Annotated in this window: 19 protein-coding genes; 12 read left to right on the top strand and 7 right to left on the bottom strand. The window is 70.2% G+C overall.

The window, feature by feature from the left end; translation table 11 throughout:
- Positions 1–4 precede the first annotated feature (4 nt).
- Positions 5–1513: an APC family permease gene (locus RNB18_RS06730; protein ID WP_266561856.1), complete on the bottom strand. Its 1509-nt coding sequence runs from the start codon at positions 1511–1513 to the stop codon at positions 5–7.
- A gap of 149 nt (positions 1514–1662) precedes the next feature.
- Between RNB18_RS06730 and RNB18_RS06725 the strand changes: the two genes are divergently transcribed.
- A complete protein-coding gene (locus RNB18_RS06725) occupies positions 1663–3054 on the top strand; it encodes an ethanolamine ammonia-lyase subunit EutB (RefSeq protein WP_311713222.1) in 1392 nt (463 codons plus the stop codon).
- Positions 3051–3794 carry an ethanolamine ammonia-lyase subunit EutC gene (gene eutC / locus RNB18_RS06720; protein ID WP_311713221.1) on the top strand — a complete coding sequence of 248 codons (744 nt, stop codon included), beginning with the start codon at positions 3051–3053 and terminating at the stop codon, positions 3792–3794. Before RNB18_RS06725 ends, eutC begins: the two co-directional genes overlap by 4 nt.
- 32 nt (positions 3795–3826) lie before the next feature.
- Here eutC and RNB18_RS06715 read toward each other — a convergent pair whose 3' ends face one another.
- Positions 3827–4675 carry a diacylglycerol kinase family protein gene (locus RNB18_RS06715; protein WP_311713220.1) on the bottom strand — a complete coding sequence of 283 codons (849 nt, stop codon included), beginning with the start codon at positions 4673–4675 and terminating at the stop codon, positions 3827–3829.
- Between the two features lie 188 nt (positions 4676–4863).
- On the opposite strand from RNB18_RS06715, the gene RNB18_RS06710 reads away from it, so the two are divergent.
- From RNB18_RS06710 to RNB18_RS06685, 6 genes are all read left to right on the top strand, one after another.
- Positions 4864–6147, top strand: a complete 1284-nt coding sequence (locus tag RNB18_RS06710; protein WP_311713219.1) for an adenylosuccinate synthase — start codon at positions 4864–4866, stop codon at positions 6145–6147.
- A 148-nt stretch (positions 6148–6295) separates the two neighbouring features.
- Positions 6296–8104 (top strand): bifunctional metallophosphatase/5'-nucleotidase, encoded by a 1809-nt coding sequence (locus RNB18_RS06705; RefSeq protein WP_311713218.1) that lies wholly within the window; start codon positions 6296–6298, stop codon positions 8102–8104.
- An 81-nt stretch (positions 8105–8185) separates the two neighbouring features.
- A complete protein-coding gene (locus RNB18_RS06700) occupies positions 8186–9055 on the top strand; it encodes a helix-turn-helix domain-containing protein (protein WP_311713217.1) in 870 nt (289 codons plus the stop codon).
- 30 nt (positions 9056–9085) lie between these two features.
- Positions 9086–9256, top strand: a complete 171-nt coding sequence (locus tag RNB18_RS06695) for a hypothetical protein (protein ID WP_266516015.1) — start codon at positions 9086–9088, stop codon at positions 9254–9256.
- Between the two features lies 1 nt (position 9257).
- Positions 9258–10256: a peptidoglycan-binding protein gene (locus RNB18_RS06690; RefSeq protein WP_311713216.1), complete on the top strand. Its 999-nt coding sequence runs from the start codon at positions 9258–9260 to the stop codon at positions 10254–10256.
- 142 nt (positions 10257–10398) lie between these two features.
- Positions 10399–11274 carry a sigma-70 family RNA polymerase sigma factor gene (locus RNB18_RS06685; RefSeq protein WP_394817596.1) on the top strand — a complete coding sequence of 292 codons (876 nt, stop codon included), beginning with the start codon at positions 10399–10401 and terminating at the stop codon, positions 11272–11274.
- 1 nt (position 11275) lies between these two features.
- Here the strand turns inward: RNB18_RS06685 and RNB18_RS06680 are convergent, their stop codons facing one another.
- Complete coding sequence (locus RNB18_RS06680; protein ID WP_311713673.1) at positions 11276–11560, bottom strand: SCO4225 family membrane protein; 285 nt, start codon at positions 11558–11560, stop codon at positions 11276–11278.
- 103 nt (positions 11561–11663) lie between these two features.
- On the bottom strand, positions 11664–12524 hold the full coding sequence (locus tag RNB18_RS06675) for an NAD(P)H-binding protein (RefSeq protein ID WP_311713215.1): 861 nt from the start codon (positions 12522–12524) through the stop codon (positions 11664–11666).
- A 182-nt stretch (positions 12525–12706) separates the two neighbouring features.
- On the opposite strand from RNB18_RS06675, the gene RNB18_RS06670 reads away from it, so the two are divergent.
- The gene (locus tag RNB18_RS06670) at positions 12707–13000 is read left to right on the top strand and encodes a hypothetical protein (RefSeq protein ID WP_311713214.1); all 294 of its coding nucleotides are present in this window, start codon (positions 12707–12709) and stop codon (positions 12998–13000) included.
- Positions 13001–13003: 3 nt separating this feature from the next.
- Here the strand turns inward: RNB18_RS06670 and RNB18_RS06665 are convergent, their stop codons facing one another.
- The 3 genes from RNB18_RS06665 to RNB18_RS06655 all read right to left on the bottom strand — a co-directional run bounded on the left by RNB18_RS06665 (position 13004) and on the right by RNB18_RS06655 (position 15930).
- On the bottom strand, positions 13004–13654 hold the full coding sequence (locus tag RNB18_RS06665) for a hypothetical protein (RefSeq protein ID WP_311713213.1): 651 nt from the start codon (positions 13652–13654) through the stop codon (positions 13004–13006).
- 130 nt (positions 13655–13784) lie between these two features.
- Entirely contained in the window at positions 13785–14483 is a 699-nt protein-coding gene (locus tag RNB18_RS06660) for a GntR family transcriptional regulator (RefSeq protein WP_057612348.1), read from the bottom strand.
- Between the two features lie 91 nt (positions 14484–14574).
- Entirely contained in the window at positions 14575–15930 is a 1356-nt protein-coding gene (locus RNB18_RS06655) for an aspartate aminotransferase family protein (protein ID WP_311713212.1), read from the bottom strand.
- A 171-nt stretch (positions 15931–16101) separates the two neighbouring features.
- Here RNB18_RS06655 and RNB18_RS06650 point away from each other — a divergent pair, with 171 nt between their 5' ends.
- Genes RNB18_RS06650 through RNB18_RS06640 form a run of 3 tightly spaced genes read left to right on the top strand, consistent with a single transcriptional unit; the run spans position 16102 to position 17471 of the window.
- Positions 16102–16710 (top strand): type 1 glutamine amidotransferase family protein, encoded by a 609-nt coding sequence (locus tag RNB18_RS06650; protein ID WP_311713211.1) that lies wholly within the window; start codon positions 16102–16104, stop codon positions 16708–16710.
- Positions 16707–17165 carry a MarR family winged helix-turn-helix transcriptional regulator gene (locus tag RNB18_RS06645; protein WP_311713210.1) on the top strand — a complete coding sequence of 153 codons (459 nt, stop codon included), beginning with the start codon at positions 16707–16709 and terminating at the stop codon, positions 17163–17165. The genes RNB18_RS06650 and RNB18_RS06645 overlap by 4 nt, the downstream gene beginning before the upstream one ends.
- A gap of 48 nt (positions 17166–17213) precedes the next feature.
- Entirely contained in the window at positions 17214–17471 is a 258-nt protein-coding gene (locus RNB18_RS06640) for a hypothetical protein (protein ID WP_311713209.1), read from the top strand.
- Positions 17472–17480 lie beyond the last annotated feature (9 nt).

The raw sequence follows: 17480 nt of genomic DNA, 5'->3' as shown, positions 1-17480 counted from the left end.
TCGCCTAGCGCTCCTTTGTCTCCTCCAGCACCGTCCGCCCCAGCAGCAGATACCGCTCGGGCGACCGGCGCTTCAGGTACTGCGCGTACCCGATGCCCAGCGCCGCGACGGCAGCCACCAGCCACGGCGTGGCCTTCAGCACCAGCGAACCGGACTCCGTGCCGGCCGCCGCGCTCATGTTGGAGACCAGCAGGACGACCACGGCGAGCATGGCGATGCCGCCGACCAGCGGGGCCGTGAGGGTCCGGAACCAGTGGCGGCTCTCCGGGTGGTGCGTGCGGAAGTACGCCAGTACCGCGAAGGAGCACACGGCCTGCACGATCAGGATCGCCATCGTGCCGAGGATCGCGAGCAGGACGTACGTGCCGCTGTACGGGTCCTTGCCGGCCGCCCAGAACGCCAGCAGGAGTACGGCGGTCACGATCGTCTGCACCAGGCCCGCGACGTGCGGAGAGCCGTGCCGGGGGTGGGTGCGGCCGACCGTGTGCTTCAGCGAGGGCAGGACGCCCTCGCGGCCCAGCGCGTACATGTAGCGGGCGGCGCAGTTGTGGAAGGCCATGCCGCAGGCCAGCGAGCCGGTGATCATCAGCCACTGCATGACGTCGACCGCCCAGTGGCCGACGTACTGCTCGGTCGGGCCGAAGAAGAGCTGCAGGGGGTTGGCGGTGGCGACATCGACGGCCTTGGACTCGCCGGTGCCCGAGATGGCCATCCAGGAGACGAAGACGTAGAAGACGCCGACGCCCAGGACGGAGATCATCGTCGCCTTGGGGATGATCTTCTTCGGGTTGCGGGACTCCTCGCCGTACATCGCCGTGGACTCGAAGCCGACCCAGGACCAGAAGGCGAAGAAGAGGCCGAGGCCGGCGGACGTGCCCTTGAAGGCGTTGACCGGGTTGACCGGGTCGAGGCTGAAGCCGTTGGGGCCGCCGCCGTGGAAGGCGACCGAGACCGCCATCGCGGCGAGGATCGTCACCTCGGTGGCCAGGAGTACGACGAGCAGCTTCTCGGCGACCGAGACACCGAACCAGGTGCCCATCGCGTTGACCGCGAGCATCAGGACCGCGAACGCCCACCAGGGGATGTGCACCCCGGTCTGGTCCTTCAGCGTGCCCGTCGCGAACGTCGAGAAGATGCCGATGAGCGCCGGTTCGAAGACGACGTACGCGAAGGTGGCGAGCAGTCCCGAGGCGAGGCCCGCCGTGCGGCCGAGGCCGTAGGAGATGAAGCCGTAGAAGGCGCCGGTCGAGGTGATGTGCTTCGCCATCGACGTGAAGCCGACGGAAAAGATTGCCAGGACGACCATTGCGACGAGGTAGCTCGCGGGCGCGCCGATGCCGTTGCCCGCCGACACCATGAAGGGCACGTTGCCCGTCATCGCGGTGATCGGCGCGGCGGTCGCCACGGCCATGAAGACCACGCCGAGCAGGCCGATGGCGTTGGGCTTCAGCCGGTGAACCGTGCCTCCCTCGTCCGTCTTCGCCGCCGGGGCGACTCCCTCGTCCACTGCCATCGGGTGGCCCCTCTCCTTGTCCGTCCACTACGTGCCGAACCGGAACTCTGTAGACCGAATAAGTCGAGCAAGGGTCTCGGGGCGTTAAATGTTTGTCAACCAGACCTTTAGAAATCTGACGGCAACACGCGGCTCGTAGCGTCGTCGGCATGAGCTACACGTCCGTTCTCGGCGGTCGACACCACCGCTTCGACACCCTCGCCCGTCTGCTCGCCGCCGCGAGTCCCGAACGCTCCGGCGACCGGCTGGCCGGACTCGCCGCCGCATCCGAACAGGAGCGGGTGGCCGCGCGCTGGGCGCTCGCGGACGTGCCGCTCACGGAGTTTCTGACCGAGCCGCTGATCCCGTACGAGACGGACGACGTGACCCGGCTGATCCTCGACACGCACGACACGGCTGCCTTCGCGCCGGTGGCGGGGCTGACGGTGGGCGAGTTCCGGGAGTGGCTGCTGTCTCCCGGAGCCGATGCGGGGGCGCTGGCCGCCCTCGCGCCCGGGCTCACGCCCGAGATGGTCGCCGCGGTCTCCAAGCTGATGGGCAACGCGGACCTGGTCGCGGTGGCCCGCAAGGTGCGCGTGGTCACCGCGTTCCGCTCGACGATCGGGCTGCCGGGACGGCTGGCGACCCGGCTCCAGCCCAACCATCCGACCGACGACCCGGCGGGCGTGGCGGCGGCCCTCCTCGACGGACTGCTGCTGGGCTCCGGCGACGCGGTGATCGGCATCAACCCGGCCACCGACAGCCCCAAGGCCGTACGGGACCTGCTGGAACTGCTCGACGGGGTGATCCAGAGGTACGCGATCCCCACCCAGTCCTGTGTGCTGTGCCATGTCACGACGAGCGTGGACCTGATGTCCCGGGGCGCCCCGGTGGACCTGGTCTTCCAGTCGATCGCGGGGACACAGGCGGCGAACGCGTCCTTCGGGGTGACGCTGGGGCTGCTCGACGAGGCGTACGAGGCCGCCCTCGCCCTGGAGCGGGGCACGGTCGGCCGGAACGTCATGTACTTCGAGACCGGGCAGGGCAGCGCCCTGTCGGCGGGCGCGCACCACGGGGTGGACCAGCAGACGGTGGAGGCCCGGGCGTACGCGGTGGCGCGGCGCTACGACCCGCTGCTCGTGAACACGGTCGTCGGCTTCATCGGCCCGGAGTACCTCTACGACGGCCGGCAGATCCTGCGCGCCGCCCTGGAGGACCACTTCTGCGGCAAACTCCTCGGCCTGCCCATGGGGCTGGACATCTGCTACACCAACCACGCCGACGCGGACGACGACGACATCGCCACGATGCTCACGATGCTCGGCGTGGCCGGGGCGTCCTTCGTGATCTGCACGCCGGGCGGCGACGACATCATGCTCAACTACCAGTCCGCCTCGTACCACGACGCGTTGTACCTCAGGGAGGTTTTGGGGCTGCGTCCGGCACCGGAGTTCGAGACCTGGCTCGACTCGATCGGGCTGCTGGACGAGAAGGGCGGGATCCGCGAGACGACCGGAGCGGCCCACCCGCTGACGGCTATCGGGAAGGAACTGGCGGCATGAGCGAAGTGGCCGTACAGACAAGTGAGTTGTGGTCGTCGCTGCGGCAGCGCACCCAGGCCCGCATCGGCCTCGGCCGCGCCGGTTCCGCCCTCCCCACCCGGCACCGCCTGGAACTTCAGGCGGCGCACGCGGCCGCCCGGGACGCCGTGCACTCGCCGTTCGAGCCCGACGTGATCGCGGCGGGGCTGGCCGGGACGCCGACGGTACGGGTGCGCAGCTCGGCTCCGGACCGGCTCACCTACCTCCAGCGACCGGACCTGGGCCGCCGCCTCGACCCCACGGACCGGGCCCATCTGCCCACGGGGGAGTGGGACGCGGTCTTCGTGGTCGCCGACGGGCTGTCCAGCCGGGCGGTGCACGAGCACGCGGCGGCGGTGGTACGGGAGACGGCGGCCCGCCTCGAGGACTGGCACCTCGCTCCCGTCGTCCTCGCCGAACAGGCCCGCGTGGCCCTCGGCGACGACGTCGCGCAGGCGATGGGTGCCGCGATGGTCGTCGTCCTGGTCGGTGAACGGCCCGGTATGTCGGCGGCGGACTCCCTGGGCGCGTATCTCACGTACCGGCCCACCCCGGTCGTGACGACGGACGCCGACCGCAACTGCCTGTCCAACATCCGCCCCCCGCTGGGCCTGAATTACGCGGGGGCGGCGGAAAAGCTGGCGGGGCTGATGACCAGGGCACGGGAGTTGGGCCTGACCGGGGTGAACCTGAAGGACGAGACGGACGCACTGCCGGGGTAGCCCCGACCACAAGGCTCCCCCCGGTCCCCCCCTCACCGCCCCGGCAGCACCAACCCCAACGCCCCCTCCCGCACCGTCCACGTCCGTCTCCGTACCGGTCCCGCCACCCCCGCGTCCGCCCGGTACCGGAAATCCGCCCCGGTGACGGTCACCGTCCTGCCGGTGGCCAGCAGCGGGGACGCCTCCGCGCCCACCGACAGCGGGCGTACCTCCACCGAGGCCAGGCCGCCGCCGGAGCCGGGGGTCACCGAGACCGACTCCAAGGGCTGGTCCAGGCCCACCAGCGTGACCCCGTCGACCTCCACCCGCAGCCGCGAGGGCCCCGGAAGGGCAGGCGCGGTCTCCCGGGCGGGACGGGCCGGCACCAGGGTCCGTACGAGGGACTGGCAGGTCCGCAGCCAGGGCCGCGCGGCCTCCACGGACTCCTCCCGCGCGACCAGCGCGGGAATCCGCAGTGCGCCGAGGACCACCCCGTCGCTGTCGTCCACCAGCATGTCCAGCCGCCGCTCGGCCCCGTCCAGGACCGCCCGCGCGGCCGCCACCGCCCCCGTAGGCACCCCGAGGGCGTGGGCGACTCCGAGCATCGGCCCCACCGGCACCACCGACAGCACACATTCGGCCAGCTCCCGCTGCCGGTGCAGCAGCACCACCGCCCGCATCAGCGCACGGTCGTCGCCGACGACCACCGGCCGACGCGAGCCGCGCCGTGCCAGCGCCCGGGCGAACTCCTCGGGCCCCTCCGGCAGACACACCTTCGTCGCCGCACCCGCGCTGAGCACGTCTTTCACGATCCGTACGGACTCGCCGTCCGTCTGCCGGGCGACCGGGTCGATCACCACCAGCAGGTGATCAAAAGTCGCGGAAGTCGCCACCTCGGCCATGCCTCGCTTCCTCGGGTAGCATCTTTGTGCAAGAGCCCCTTGCGCTATTGCGCCAGGGGCTTCGTCTATTCCGGGGCACCCGGGTCCGACGGGCAGCGGCCGACGACGGCCGTGGTGCACGCGACGGAGGAACCGTACGCGTACGCCCCCGACCTTGGACATGCCCCGCCCGGAAGGGGTGTACGCGCGTGCCCGCACTTGTGCTGCTCGGTGCTCAGTGGGGTGACGAAGGCAAGGGAAAGGCGACCGACCTGCTCGGTGGCTCGGTGGACTATGTGGTGCGCTACCAGGGCGGCAACAACGCCGGCCACACGGTAGTCGTGGGCGATCAGAAGTACGCCCTCCACCTCCTCCCTTCCGGAATCCTGTCTCCGGGGTGTACCCCGGTCATCGGCAACGGTGTCGTCGTCGATCCGTCGGTCCTGTTCTCCGAGCTGAACGGACTGAACGACCGCGGCGTCGACACCTCCAAGCTCCTGATCAGTGGTAACGCCCACATCATCACGCCCTACAACGTCACCGTCGACAAGGTGACGGAACGCTTCCTCGGAAAGCGCAAGATCGGCACGACGGGGCGCGGCATCGGACCGACCTACGCCGACAAGATCAACCGCGTGGGCATCCGCATCCAGGATCTGTACGACGAGTCGATCCTGACCCAGAAGGTCGAGGCGGCCCTCGACGGCAAGAACCAGCTCCTGACCAAGGTCTTCAACCGCCGCGCCATAGAGGTCGGGCAGGTCGTCGAGGAGCTGCTGGGCTACGCGGACCGGCTCAAGCCCTACGTCGCCGACACGGTCCTGGTGCTCAACCAGGCCCTGGAGCAGGACAAGGTCGTCCTGTTCGAGGGTGGCCAGGGCACGCTCCTGGACATCGATCACGGCACGTACCCCTTCGTCACCTCCAGCAACCCCACCGCGGGCGGTGCCTGCACGGGTGCGGGCGTCGGCCCCACGAAGATCAGCCGGGTCATCGGCATCCTCAAGGCCTACACGACCCGGGTCGGCTCGGGCCCGTTCCCGACCGAGCTGTTCGACGAGGACGGCGACGCGCTGCGCCGCATCGGCGGTGAGCGGGGTGTCACCACCGGCCGTGACCGTCGCTGCGGCTGGTTCGACGCGGTGATCGCCCGGTACGCGACCCGCGTCAACGGCCTCACCGACTTCTTCCTCACCAAGCTCGACGTCCTCACCGGCTGGGAGCAGATCCCGGTCTGTGTCGCGTACGAGATCGACGGCCGCCGCGTCGAGGAGCTCCCGTACTCCCAGACCGACTTCCACCACGCGAAGCCGGTCTACGAGTACCTCCCGGGCTGGAGCGAGGACATCACCAAGGCGAAGTCCTTCTCCGACCTGCCGAAGAACGCCCAGGACTACGTGAGGGCGCTGGAGGAGATGTCCGGCGCCCCGATCTCCGCGATCGGCGTGGGCCCGGGCCGGGACGAGACGATCGAGATCAACTCGTTCCTGTAAATCCCTTTTGTTCGAAGGCTGTTGGGCCGGTCATGGACTTCCTTGACCGGCCCATGGCTTGCTCCTGGTTCCGCGCGCAACCGGCGGGACGGGACTATCTACGCGGGTAGTTCCGTCTCTCCTCCCTCCCCCTTCCAGGAGCCCTTCCATGCCCGTCAGTCCCCTGAACCGTCGCGCTTTCGTGAAGAAGTCAGCCGTCACCGGTGCGGCCGTGGCCGTCGCGGGGACGGCGGGAGCTCCCGCCGCCCAGGCCGCCGAGCACCAGCCGGTGAAGAAGAACCGCACCTGGTCGTTCTCCGTCCTCGGCACCACCGACCTGCACAGCCACGTCTTCGACTGGGACTACTACCTGGACAAGGCCTACTCCGACAGCAAGGGCAACTCCGTCGGGGTCGCCCGGGTCGCCACGCTCATCAAGCAGCAGCGCGCGGCCAAGGGCGAGGAGCATGTGCTGCTCGTCGACGCCGGCGACATCATCCAGGGCACCTCACTGGCGTACTACTTCGCGCGCGTGCAGCCCATCACCGACAAGGGCGCGCCGAAGCACCCGATGGCCGTCGCCATGAACTACATGCGCTACGACGCCGCCGCCCTCGGCAACCACGAGTTCAACTACGGCATCGAGGTGCTCAGGAAGTTCGAGAGCCAGTGCCGCTTCCCGCTCCTTGCCGCCAACGCCCTGGACGCGAAGACGCTGAAGCCCGCCTTCCAGCCGTACACCGTGAAGCGGATCTGTGTGCCGGGCGCCCCCGACATCAAGGTCGGCATCCTCGGCCTCACCAACCCCGGCATCGCCCTGTGGGACAAGGACAACGTCAGCGGGAAGATGGTCTTCCCCGGCCTGGTCGAGCAGGCGAAGAAGTACGTGCCCCGGCTGCGCGCGCTCGGCTGTGACGTCGTCTTCCTGACCGACCACTCGGGGCTCGACGGTTCCTCGTCGTACGGCGACGAACTGCCGTACGTCGAGAACGCCTCGAACCTCGTCGCCCAGCAGGTTCCCGGCATCGACGCGATCCTCGTCGGTCACACCCACGTCGAGGTGCCGTCGTACACCGTGAAGAACGAGGAGACCGGCGAGGACGTCCTCCTCTCCGAGCCGTACTGCTGGGGCTACCGGCTCAGCGTCTTCGACTTCGAGCTGGAACTCGTGCGCGGGCAGTGGAAGGTGACCAGCAAGACCGCCCAGACCCTGAACCCCAACACGGTCGACGAGGACCCGGAGATCAAGAAGCTCCTGGAGGCCGACCACGAGCTGGTCGTGAAGTACGTCAACACGCCCGTCGGCACCTGTACCGAGGACCTCTCGGCGGCGGACTCCTGCTGGAAGGACGTCCCGATCATGGACTTCATCCACCAGGTCCAGATGGACACCGTCAAGGCCGGCCTGTCGACCGCCGACGCCGCCCTCCCGTTGATCTCGGTCGCCGCGCCCTTCTCCCGCACCGCCGACATCCCCGCGGGCAGCGTCACCATCAAGGACATCGCCGGGCTCTACATCTACGACAACACCCTGTACGGCAAGAAGCTCACCGGCGCCCAGCTCAAGGACTACCTGGAGTACGCGGCGAAGTACTACTACCAGGTGGCCGCCGGCACGAAGGTCGACACCGCGACCCTCACCAACGCCAACAGCTTCTGGGACTACATGTACGACACCGCCGCGGGCGTCTCGTACGACATCGACATCGCGCAGGCGGAGGGTTCGCGGATCAAGAACCTGTCCTACAACGGCACTCCGGTCACCGACGACCAGGTCTTCGTCGTCGCCGTCAACAACTACCGCGCCAACGGCGGCTCCGGCTACCCGCACATCGCCGCCGCGGACATCGCCTACAGCTCCACCAACGAGATCCGCCAGCTGATGATCGACTACGTGACCTCGAAGGCCACGCTGGACCCGAAGGACTTCGCGGTCACCAACTGGCAGCTGACGCAGGGCGGTACGCCCGTGTTCTGACGGGGGCGCGACGTCCATCGGATGTTTACGCGGACTTGGTAACTCTGGTGTCAGGCGTACTCATTCACCTCGGGGGGACCGATGGATGCGGAAGGCTGGACGAGGGAGCTGGGCAGACCGGGGAGCGTGCGGGAGCTGGGCGGGGTGCGGGTGTCCGCGGTGCGCTGCCCGGCCCTGTCGCTGACCGGAGGCAGCGCGGGACCGTACCATCTGGCGCTGTTGCTGGCCGGTGAGCTCGTCCTCGACCAGGAGGGCCGCAGTGCACGGGCCGGCCGCGAGGACCTGGTGCTGCTGGACGGGGGCCGGCCGTTCCGGCTGGCGTTCACCGCGCCCCGGAACACGGTCGTCACCGCCCATCTCCCCGTCGTCCCCGGTGATCCGGGGCAGTGCGTGGCACGCACGCTCAGCGGCCGGGAGGGGCTGGGCGCACTGGTCGCCGGGTTACTGACGGGACTGGCCCGGGACACCACCCCCTACCGGTCCGCCGAGGAACGACGGCTGGGCGTGGCCGTACTCGAACTCAGCGGTGCGCTCCTGGACTCGGGGCACTCGGAACCCGCCCCTGCGCCGCTCCTCCCGCGCGTCCAGGCGTACGTCCTTCAGCACCTCGGCGACGGCCGCCTCACGCCCGACGACGTGGCCGCCGCGCACCACATCTCCACCCGCTATCTGCACCGCCTCTTCCAGCGCCAGGGCCTGACCGTGGCCGCCTGGATCAAGGCGCAGCGCCTGGAGCGGTGCCGCCGTGACCTGGCCGATCCACGGCTGGCACACCTCCCCGTGCACGTCATCGCGGCCCGCTGGGGTTTCGCCCAACCCGCCGACTTCAGCAGGGCGTTCCGCACCGCCTACGGGATCTCCCCCTCGTGCTTCCGAGGGCGCTCCCTGCCAACAAACAGTGCGCGCGCTGCCAACGACAGTCGCCTCACGGCTCAGCAGACTCACGGATAAGTACTGGAACCACATCCATGGGGGAGCCGTATGGCCGAGAACCAAGCCGCTGCCGCTGCAGCGAGCGAGCAGAAGCCGGTGGAACCGCGAGGCGGCGCCGGGCTGTTCGACGTCGACCCGGACCAGGCCGGGGTGAGCCAGGACCCGAAGAAGGTCGTCAAGGGGGACATCTCCGTCTTTCCCGAGAACGCGGAGGTCTGACATGGGATCCGTCTCGGGGATGCTCGCGCAGATGCGCGCCCTCATCGGCACCGGTGAGTACCCGCCCGGCTCGAACAGCAACAAGGTCACCGACTGGTACGGCTTCGACGACGCGTGGTGCGACATGACCGTCAGCTACGCGGCCGCCCACTCGGACAACCTCGGCGCGGTGTGCGGAAAGTTCGCGTACACGGTCGCGCACGCCAACGCCTTCAAGGCGAAGGGGCGTTGGCACTACGGGCTGGGCGGGATCCGCCCGGGTGACATCGTCTTCTTCGACTGGGACGGCAGCCGGACCATCGGCCGCATCGACCATGTCGGCGTCGTCGAGGCGGTGCACTCCAACGGCACCATCACCACCATCGAGGGCAACACCAGCGACAAGTGCCAGCGCCGCAGCCGCAACTCCGCCTGTGTGGTGGGCTACGGCCGGCCCAGCTACGGTGATGCGAGCCCGCTGCCGCCCACCGACGGCATCCTGCGAAAGGGCTCCAAGGGCGCCGCCGTCAAGACGCTCCAGAAGAACCTGAACACCGTCATGAAGTCCGGCCTGGTCGTCGACGGCGACTTCGGAGCGGCCACCGACACCGCCGTACGGGCCTTCCAGAAGAAGTACGGCCTGACGGTCGACGGCCAGTACGGGCCGGCGTCGGCCGCGGTGATGAAGTCCGCGCTCAAGGGCGGCACCAAGCCGACACCGCCCGCCCCGCGCCCGCCGGCCGCCGGGAAGCTCACGGTGGACGGTGAGTTCGGGCCCGCGACCTGCGCGGCGATGCAGCGCGCCCTGAACAAGCACGGCGCCAAGCTGAGCGTGGACGGTTCCTTCGGCCCGCTGACGAAGAAGGCCCTCCAGGGCTATCTGAAGGTCACCGCGGACGGTGTGGTCGGGCCCAACACGGTCAAGGCTCTTCAGAAGAAGGTTGGTTCGGGCGTCGACGGCAAGTGGGGCGCGGACACCACCCGGCACCTCCAGACGGCCCTGAACGCGGGCACGTTCTGAGCGGACGGGGACTCCGGCCGGTGGGCCGGAGTCCCCTGTCCCGCCGGGTATGCGGGCATTCACCCGTTCAGTAGATCAAGGTCGACCGGTGCTCTAGGGTGCGTCCAGGGTGTTCAGGGGGAACCGGGGGAGGGTCGGCGTCGTGCTCGAACGGGACTGGATGGCCGCGCAGTTCGAGGAGCACCGGCCCCGGCTGCGGGCCGTCGCGCACCGCATGCTGGGCTCGCTCGGCGAGGCCGACGACGCCCTCCAGGACGCCTGGCTGCGTATCGACCGCGCCGACACCTCCGGCGTGGAGAACCCGGGCGGGTGGCTGACCACGGTCGTGGCCCGGGTCTGCCTCAACCTGCTGCGGGCGCGGGAGGCCCGCCGCGAGGAGGAGTTGGCGGCGGACCGGATCCCGGCGGCCTCGGTGCGTGCCGTGGACCCCGAGGAGGAGGCGCTTCTCGCGGACTCCGTGGGCCTCGCCCTGCTGATCGTCCTCGACACGCTCGCGCCCGCCGAACGGCTCGCGTTCGTGCTGCACGACATGTTCCAGGTGCCGTTCGACGAGATCGCCCCGATGATCGACAAAACCCCGGCGACCACCCGGCAGTTGGCCAGCCGGGCCCGTCGCCGGGTCAAGGGCGCCCCCGCGCCCACCGGAGACGCCTCACGACGGCACCGGGTCGTGCACGCCTACCTCGCCGCCACCCGCGGCGGCGACTTCGACGCCCTGCTCGCCCTGCTCCACCCGGACGTGGTGCTGCACGCCGACCGGGCCGTCGTACCGACCCCCGAGCCCGTTCTCGTCCGGGGTGCCCGCCCGGTCGCCGAGGGCGCGATGGCCTCCCTGGGCCGGGCCCGGTCCGCCGCGCTCGTCCTCGTCGACGGCGAGGTCGGGATGGCGATGCTGGAGGAGGGCCGGCTGCGCGTACTGCTCCGGTTCACCTTCGACGGCGACCTCATCCGGGAGATCGACGTCGTGGCGGAGCCGGAGCGGCTGCGGAAGGCCCAAGTGGCGGTCGCGGAAGGGTAGTTCAGGCGGTAGGACGCAGGCGGCCGGAGGCCTTCTGGTACGCCGCCCCGAGCACCGCCGCGTTCACCAGGGCCCCGACGACGATCCCGGCCCACGCGAGTGCGCCCGGCAGCATCACGAACAGCAGCGAGGCCGGGGCCGTGACCAGGAACGCCCAGACCCCCGCGAGGCTCGCGTCGGCGTGCTCGACGAACAGCGCGTCCACACCGACCCAGCCGACGACGGCGGCCACGACGAGCAGGTAGCCGAGAGCGAGCGGGTTGAGGAAGTAGCGCGAGCCGTTCATGTGGACCCCCAGGTGGTCGGTCGGTGCGTCGGTGATGCCCACGATGCCCGGCCCCCGCGACCGCCGCCTGAGTCGCGGTACTCATCCTCTTCGCGGGAGGTACCTAGGGCCTCGGGAACTCCCCCGCGTGCGCTCGCGCCCACTGGGCGAACGTCCGTGCCGGGCGCCCCAGTACCTTCTCGACCGTCGGCAGCACCTCCGAACCCCGGTCGCCGTCCAGGGTGCGCCGCATGATGGCGTCGACGACCTCTGGAGGGAAGCCGTAGCGCGACATCCCGGCACGGGCGGCTTCGACCGGGACGGAGCGTACGCGCAGGCCGCGGCCCAGGATCTCGCCGAGAACCGCCAGCTCCTCCGTGGGGGTGAGGGACTGCGGGCCGCTCAACTCGTGGACGGCACCCGTGTGTTCGCCGGTGCTGAGTGCCAGTGCCGCGATCTCCGCCAGGTCCGCCGGGTCGATGCTCGCCGCCGGGCGGTCCGCGAAGGGGATCGCCACCTCGTCGCCGGTCCGCAACTGCCCGGCCCACTGAAGGGCGTTGGACATGAAACGGCCCGGGCGCAGCAGGGTCCAGGCGAAACCGCGGGCCGGGTCGGTCACCGCCGCCTCCGCCGTGCGCTGCCAGCGGGCGATCGGGTCGTCGCCCGTCCCGCCGTCCAGCGTGGACAGCTTCACGACCCGCCGTACTCCCGCCCGTGCCGCCGCCTCGGCGAGTGCGAGGTCATGGGTGGGCTCGGGGGCCGTACCCACCGCCTGCGCCGACATCAGGAAGACCCCGTCCACGCCCGCGAAGGCCGCGGCAAGGCTCTCCGGGTCCGCCGCGTCGCCGTACACCGCCTCGGCGCCGGCGGGGAACCGGGCCTCCGCCGGCCGCCGGGTCATCGCGCGCACCGGCTCCCCGGCCGCCGCGAGCCGCCGTACCAGCTCGCTCCCCACATGGCCCGTCGCCCCGGTCACCAGGATCATCGCGGTCTCCCCTCATGGATGACTCGTGGATGACCCCAGCCTGGGCGCGGAGGCGGCGGCCGGCGTCGCACCGGGGGAGGCCGTGCGGCTGCTCCCGCGGGAGTAGCCAGGAAGAAATGCCGCATACGGGCATATTCTGGAATCGTGCATCTCTGTGCGTCGATCTGGAGAAGGTGAGTGCGATGCGCGTACTGCTCAAGGTGTCCATGGACACGGAGAAGGCGAACGAGGCCATCAGCCACGGCACCCTGCCGAAGCTGATCGAGCAGTCGATGGAACAGATCAAGCCCGAAGCGGCCTACTTCACCTCCGAGAACGGTCAGCGCACCGCCTACCTGGTCTTCGACATGCAGGACAGCTCACAGATGCCGGTGATCAGTGAGCCGTTCTTCATGAACCTGGGAGCCAAGATCACCTACACCCCGGTGATGAACTACGAGGACGTGCAGAAGGGGCTCTCCCAGCTGGGGCGCTGACCATCAGCTGAAGATGATCATCGAGCCCTGGGCGAGACTCCGGGTCGCCGCCGCGTGCAGGCCCAGCCAGACGTGGCGTTCACGGGAGAAGGGGCTGGGGTCGTACGGCGCGGGGACGGCCGGCTCCTCCAGTTCCGTGGGAGCGCGCGGCGGCTCGGGGGGCGCCGGGGGGTTGGCCGGGTCGATGCCGATCACCGGGGCCACGAACTCCAGCTCCCGCAGCAGGGTCTGCGAGGAGCCCAACGGGCCGCCGCCCGCGAGGAGTTCCTCGCTCGCCAACGGGTGCGGGAAGTCGACGGGGACGTACGCGCCCGCGTGGTCGTAGTGCCAGACCAGATGGGACTGCTGAGCCGTCGACTCGAACATCTCCAGCAACTGCTCGTAGTCACCGCCGAGTTCGTCGACCGGGGTGACCGGGAGCCCGCAGACCTGGAGCAGATAGGCGCGGCGCAGGAAATGCAGGGCGTCGTAGTCGAACCCGGCCACCGGGGCGACCTCGCCGGACAGGCCCGGCATGTATTGGTACACCGGCACCGGCGGCAACCCGGCCTCGGCGAGCACCTTGTTGTATTGCGCGAGTTCCTCGGCGAACGGGTTGTCCGGGGTGTGGCACAACACGTCGACGAGCGGGACCAGCCACAGGTCACAGGCCAAAAGACAGCTCCTCGGATACTCGCGGTGCGCGGATGTCTTCACACAGTGGTCAGGGAAGGGTAGTCGCTGAAGTGCCGGGTCGGGGCCCTTCGTGCGGGTTGTGCTGGTCCCTTACCCGTGCCGGAAGCGCTCAGTCGGCGGTGAGGCCCTCGATGAGGGTCAGATAGTGGCCGTTGTAGGCGGTGAGGAGCTTGCGGGCGGTCGCGGTGTCCCGCCGGTACAGGGCGTCGGCGACCTCGGGGTGCCCGGACCACAGGCTGCCGCGCAGATCGGTGAGCCGGCGCAGGTGCTGGACCGTGCACACCCAGGTCTGCACACGCAGCCGGTGCAGGAAGTCGGCGAGGTAGGGGTTGCCGAACAGGACGCTCAGCTCGCGCCAGAAGCGCAGGTCGTAGCCGATCAGTACGGTCAGGTCGCCCGCGACGGCGGCCCGCTGGGCCTCCTCGCCGCGCCGCCGGACGCCCGCCACGGCCGCGGCGGTCCGGGGCTCGTCGAGCTCCTGGAAGATGCGGTGGCCGGCGTCGAGCGCCTGGAACATGCCGTCCGTGACCAGGCTGCGGGCTTCGATCATGCCGCGGAAGTCGTCGAGGGAGTACTCGTGCACATGGAAGCCGCGGTGCTGGTCGGCCTCCAGGAGCCCCTGCGCCGACAGATCGACGAGCGCCTCGCGGACCGGGGTGGCGGAGACGCCGTACTGCTCGGCGATCTCCTTCACCGTGAACTCCTGGCCCGGCTGGAGCCGCCCGGCCAGCACCTCGTCCCGCAGCGCGTCCGCGATCTGCTGCCGCAGCGTACTGCGGGTGACGGAACCGTTGCTGCTGCCGGGCATCGTCGGGCGCCTCCCTCGCGCAGGTGCAGATGGCGTGCTCGTACATATGTCTACGAGCACGCCACCTTACGCGTTCGAAGGCGGGGAGTGCTTACTCCGTGTACTCGTCCGCCACGGAGAGCGCGCTGTCCAGCGCGGCCAGCCCCTCCTTGAGCTCCGCCTCGCTGACGTTGCACGGCGGCACCACATGCGTCCGGTTCATGTTGACGAAGGGCCAGATGCCCTGCTTCTTCGCGGCGGCCCCGAACGCGGCCATCGGCGCGTTCGCCTCACCCGCCGCGTTGTACGGCACGAGCGGCTCGCGGGTCTCCCTGTTCTTCACGAGCTCCAGCGCCCAGAACATGCCGACACCGCGCACCTCGCCGACGCTCGGGTGCCGCTCGGCGAGCTCCCGGAGCGCGGGCTCCAGGACGGCCGTACCGAGGTGCTTGGCGTTGTCGATGACGCCCTCCTCCGCCATGACGTTGATCGTCGCGACGGCGGCGGCACAGGCGAGGGGGTGCCCGGAGTAGGTGAGGCCACCGGGGTACGGCCGCTTGCCGAAGGTCTCCGCGACGGCGCCGGAGATGGCGACCCCGCCGAGCGGCACGTATCCGCTGTTGACGCCCTTGGCGAAGGTCATCAGGTCCGGGGTGACGTCGAACAGGTCGGCGGCGAACCACTCGCCGGTGCGCCCGAACCCGGCCATGACCTCGTCCAGGATGAAGACGATCCCGTACTTGTCGCAGATCTCGCGGACACCGGCGAGGTAGCCGGGTGGCGGGACCATGATCCCCGCGGTGCCCGGGATGGTCTCCAGGATGATCGCGGCGACGGCGGCCGGGCCCTCGAAGGCGATGGTCGTCTCCAGGTGCTCCAGCGCCCGCGCGGTCTCCTGCTCCTCCGTCTCGGCGTAGAAGCGGGACCGGTACAGGAAGGGCGCCCAGAAGTGCACGACCCCGGCGGAGGCGCTGTCGGAGGCCCAGCGCCGCGGATCCCCGGTGAGGTTGACGGCCTGCTGGGTGCCACCGTGGTACGACCGGTAGGCGGACAGCACCTTGGCCCGCCCGGTGTGCAGCCGGGCCATCCGGACGGCGTGCTCGACGGCGTCGGCACCGGCGTTGGTGAAGAAGATCTTGTCCAGGTCCCCGGGCGTCCGCTCGGCGATCAGCCGGGCCGCCTCCGAGCGCGCCTCGATGGCGAAGGCGGGCGCGAACGTCGTCAGCGTGGCCGCCTGCTCCTGTATCGCGGCGACGACCTTCGGATGCTGGTAGCCGATGTTGGTGTAGACGAGCCCGCTGGTGAAGTCGAGATAGCGGTTCCCGTCGTAGTCCCAGAAGTACGACCCCTCCGCGCCGGCGACGGCGAGCGGGTCGATGAGCTCCTGCGCGGACCAGGAGTGGAACACATGAGCACGGTCCGCGGCCTTCACGGCGGCGCCGACCTCGGGGTGTGGCTGAGGGGTCATGCCGGTGAGCGTAAATGTCCGCGATGCGGAAGCGGTATGGGCGTCCTGTCTGTGGACGGCGGCTTTCCACGACAGGTTGTCCAGGGCTCCGCCATTGACAGTTTGCTGTCGAAATGACAGCATGTTGTCATCTGGCCGGAACGCAAGGCCCCAGGGCCCGAGGAGGCAGCCATGAGCCGCAAGCCCGTGCATCTCGCCGTGTACGACACCTACGCCGACTGGGAGACAGGACACGCCACCGCCTATCTCGCCCGCGCCGGGTACGAGATCCGGACCGCCGGACCCTCGCGTGAGCCGGTGACCTCCATCGGTGGCCTGCGGGTGCAGCCCGCGTGCGCCCTGGACGACGTACGGCCGTCCGAGAGCTCCCTGCTGATCCTGCCGGGCGCCGATCTCTGGGACGCAGGCGACGACCTCGCCCCCTTCGCCCGCAAGGCGCGGGAGTTCGTCGACGCCGGGGTTCCCGTCGCCGCGATCTGCGGGGCCACCGTGGGGCTCGCGCGAGAGGGGCTGCTGGACGACCGGGAGCACACCAGTGCCGTGTCCTTCTACCTGGCGGCCACGGGGTACGGCGGCGGCGAGCGGTACGTCGACGCGGACGCCGTGACCGACCGCGGGCTGATCACCGCCGGACCCACCGAGCCGGTGGCGTTCGCCCGGGAGATCTTCCGGTTGCTCGGGGTGTACGACGGCGAGGTGCTGGACGCCTGGTACCGGCTGTTCCACGACTCCGACGCCGAGGCGTACGCCGTGCTGGAGAAGGCGCAGGCGTCCGGGTGAGCCGGGAGCGGCAGGAACTGCTCAGCCGCAGCGCGCTCGGGGTGTTCCGGCTCAACGGTCAGTTCCTCACCGTCGCCGAGGAGTTGGCCGGGCCGTCCGGGCTCACCGCCGCCTGGTGGCAGGTGCTCGGCGCGGTGCTCGGGCAGCCGCTGCCGGTCGCCGGGATCGCCCGGGAGATGGGCATCACCCGGCAGAGCGTGCAGCGGATCGCCGATCTGCTGGTGGAGCGGGGGCTGGCCGAGTACCGGCCCAACCCCGCCCACCGGCGCGCCAAGCTCCTCGCGCCGACGGAGGAGGGACTGGCCGCCGTGCGGCGGATCGGCCCGGGCCACGCGGCCTTCGCCGACCGGCTCGCGGAGGCCTTCGGGGAGTCCGAACTCGCCGAAGCCGTAGGGATGTTGGAGCGGCTGTCCAAGGTGCTCGATCAGATCTCGACGGGGGACGGACAGATGTAGACACTGGTCTTTGTCGGGCAGGTGTGCGGTCTCGGGGGAGGGCCTGCGATGGAGGAGCCGGAGGAACACGCCTCTGCCGAACCTGAACACCACCACTCGCGGGAACGCCATTCGCCCCGCACGTACCTGACCCCGTACGTGCCGGAGCCGGAGGAGGAAGCGACGCACCGCAGTCGTTCCGTGACGGCGGCCCTCGTCGCCGTCGCACTGGTGGTCGCCGTGGGTGCCGGCGGCACGGTCTACGCCGTCCTGGGCGACGGCCCCCAAGCGGCGCCGACGGCTCCCTCGGCTCCGCCCTCGCCCTGAAGTCCCCTC

The organism is Streptomyces doebereineriae, assembly GCF_031845645.1.
Taxonomy (GTDB): Bacteria; Actinomycetota; Actinomycetes; order Streptomycetales; family Streptomycetaceae; genus Streptomyces; species Streptomyces canus.
Note: the sequence above shows the minus strand (reverse complement) of the source record. Positions and strands in the feature narration are given on the sequence as shown.

Excerpts from the sequence above, each read along its gene's own strand:
- RNB18_RS06680 (WP_311713673.1), bottom strand. The coding sequence starts at position 11,560 with ATGAACGGCTCGCGCTACTTCCTCAACCCGCTCGCTCTCGGCTACCTG.
- RNB18_RS06670 (WP_311713214.1), top strand. The coding sequence starts at position 12,707 with ATGCGCGTACTGCTCAAGGTGTCCATGGACACGGAGAAGGCGAACGAG.
- RNB18_RS06730 (WP_266561856.1), bottom strand. The coding sequence starts at position 1,513 with ATGGCAGTGGACGAGGGAGTCGCCCCGGCGGCGAAGACGGACGAGGGA.
- RNB18_RS06695 (WP_266516015.1), top strand. The coding sequence starts at position 9,086 with ATGGCCGAGAACCAAGCCGCTGCCGCTGCAGCGAGCGAGCAGAAGCCG.
- RNB18_RS06675 (WP_311713215.1), bottom strand. The coding sequence starts at position 12,524 with ATGATCCTGGTGACCGGGGCGACGGGCCATGTGGGGAGCGAGCTGGTA.
- RNB18_RS06650 (WP_311713211.1), top strand. The coding sequence starts at position 16,102 with ATGAGCCGCAAGCCCGTGCATCTCGCCGTGTACGACACCTACGCCGAC.
- RNB18_RS06640 (WP_311713209.1), top strand. The coding sequence starts at position 17,214 with ATGGAGGAGCCGGAGGAACACGCCTCTGCCGAACCTGAACACCACCAC.
- RNB18_RS06725 (WP_311713222.1), top strand. The coding sequence starts at position 1,663 with ATGAGCTACACGTCCGTTCTCGGCGGTCGACACCACCGCTTCGACACC.
- RNB18_RS06660 (WP_057612348.1), bottom strand. The coding sequence starts at position 14,483 with ATGCCCGGCAGCAGCAACGGTTCCGTCACCCGCAGTACGCTGCGGCAG.
- RNB18_RS06655 (WP_311713212.1), bottom strand. The coding sequence starts at position 15,930 with ATGACCCCTCAGCCACACCCCGAGGTCGGCGCCGCCGTGAAGGCCGCG.
- RNB18_RS06700 (WP_311713217.1), top strand. The coding sequence starts at position 8,186 with ATGGATGCGGAAGGCTGGACGAGGGAGCTGGGCAGACCGGGGAGCGTG.
- RNB18_RS06690 (WP_311713216.1), top strand. The coding sequence starts at position 9,258 with ATGGGATCCGTCTCGGGGATGCTCGCGCAGATGCGCGCCCTCATCGGC.
- eutC (WP_311713221.1), top strand. The coding sequence starts at position 3,051 with ATGAGCGAAGTGGCCGTACAGACAAGTGAGTTGTGGTCGTCGCTGCGG.
- RNB18_RS06715 (WP_311713220.1), bottom strand. The coding sequence starts at position 4,675 with ATGGCCGAGGTGGCGACTTCCGCGACTTTTGATCACCTGCTGGTGGTG.
- RNB18_RS06705 (WP_311713218.1), top strand. The coding sequence starts at position 6,296 with ATGCCCGTCAGTCCCCTGAACCGTCGCGCTTTCGTGAAGAAGTCAGCC.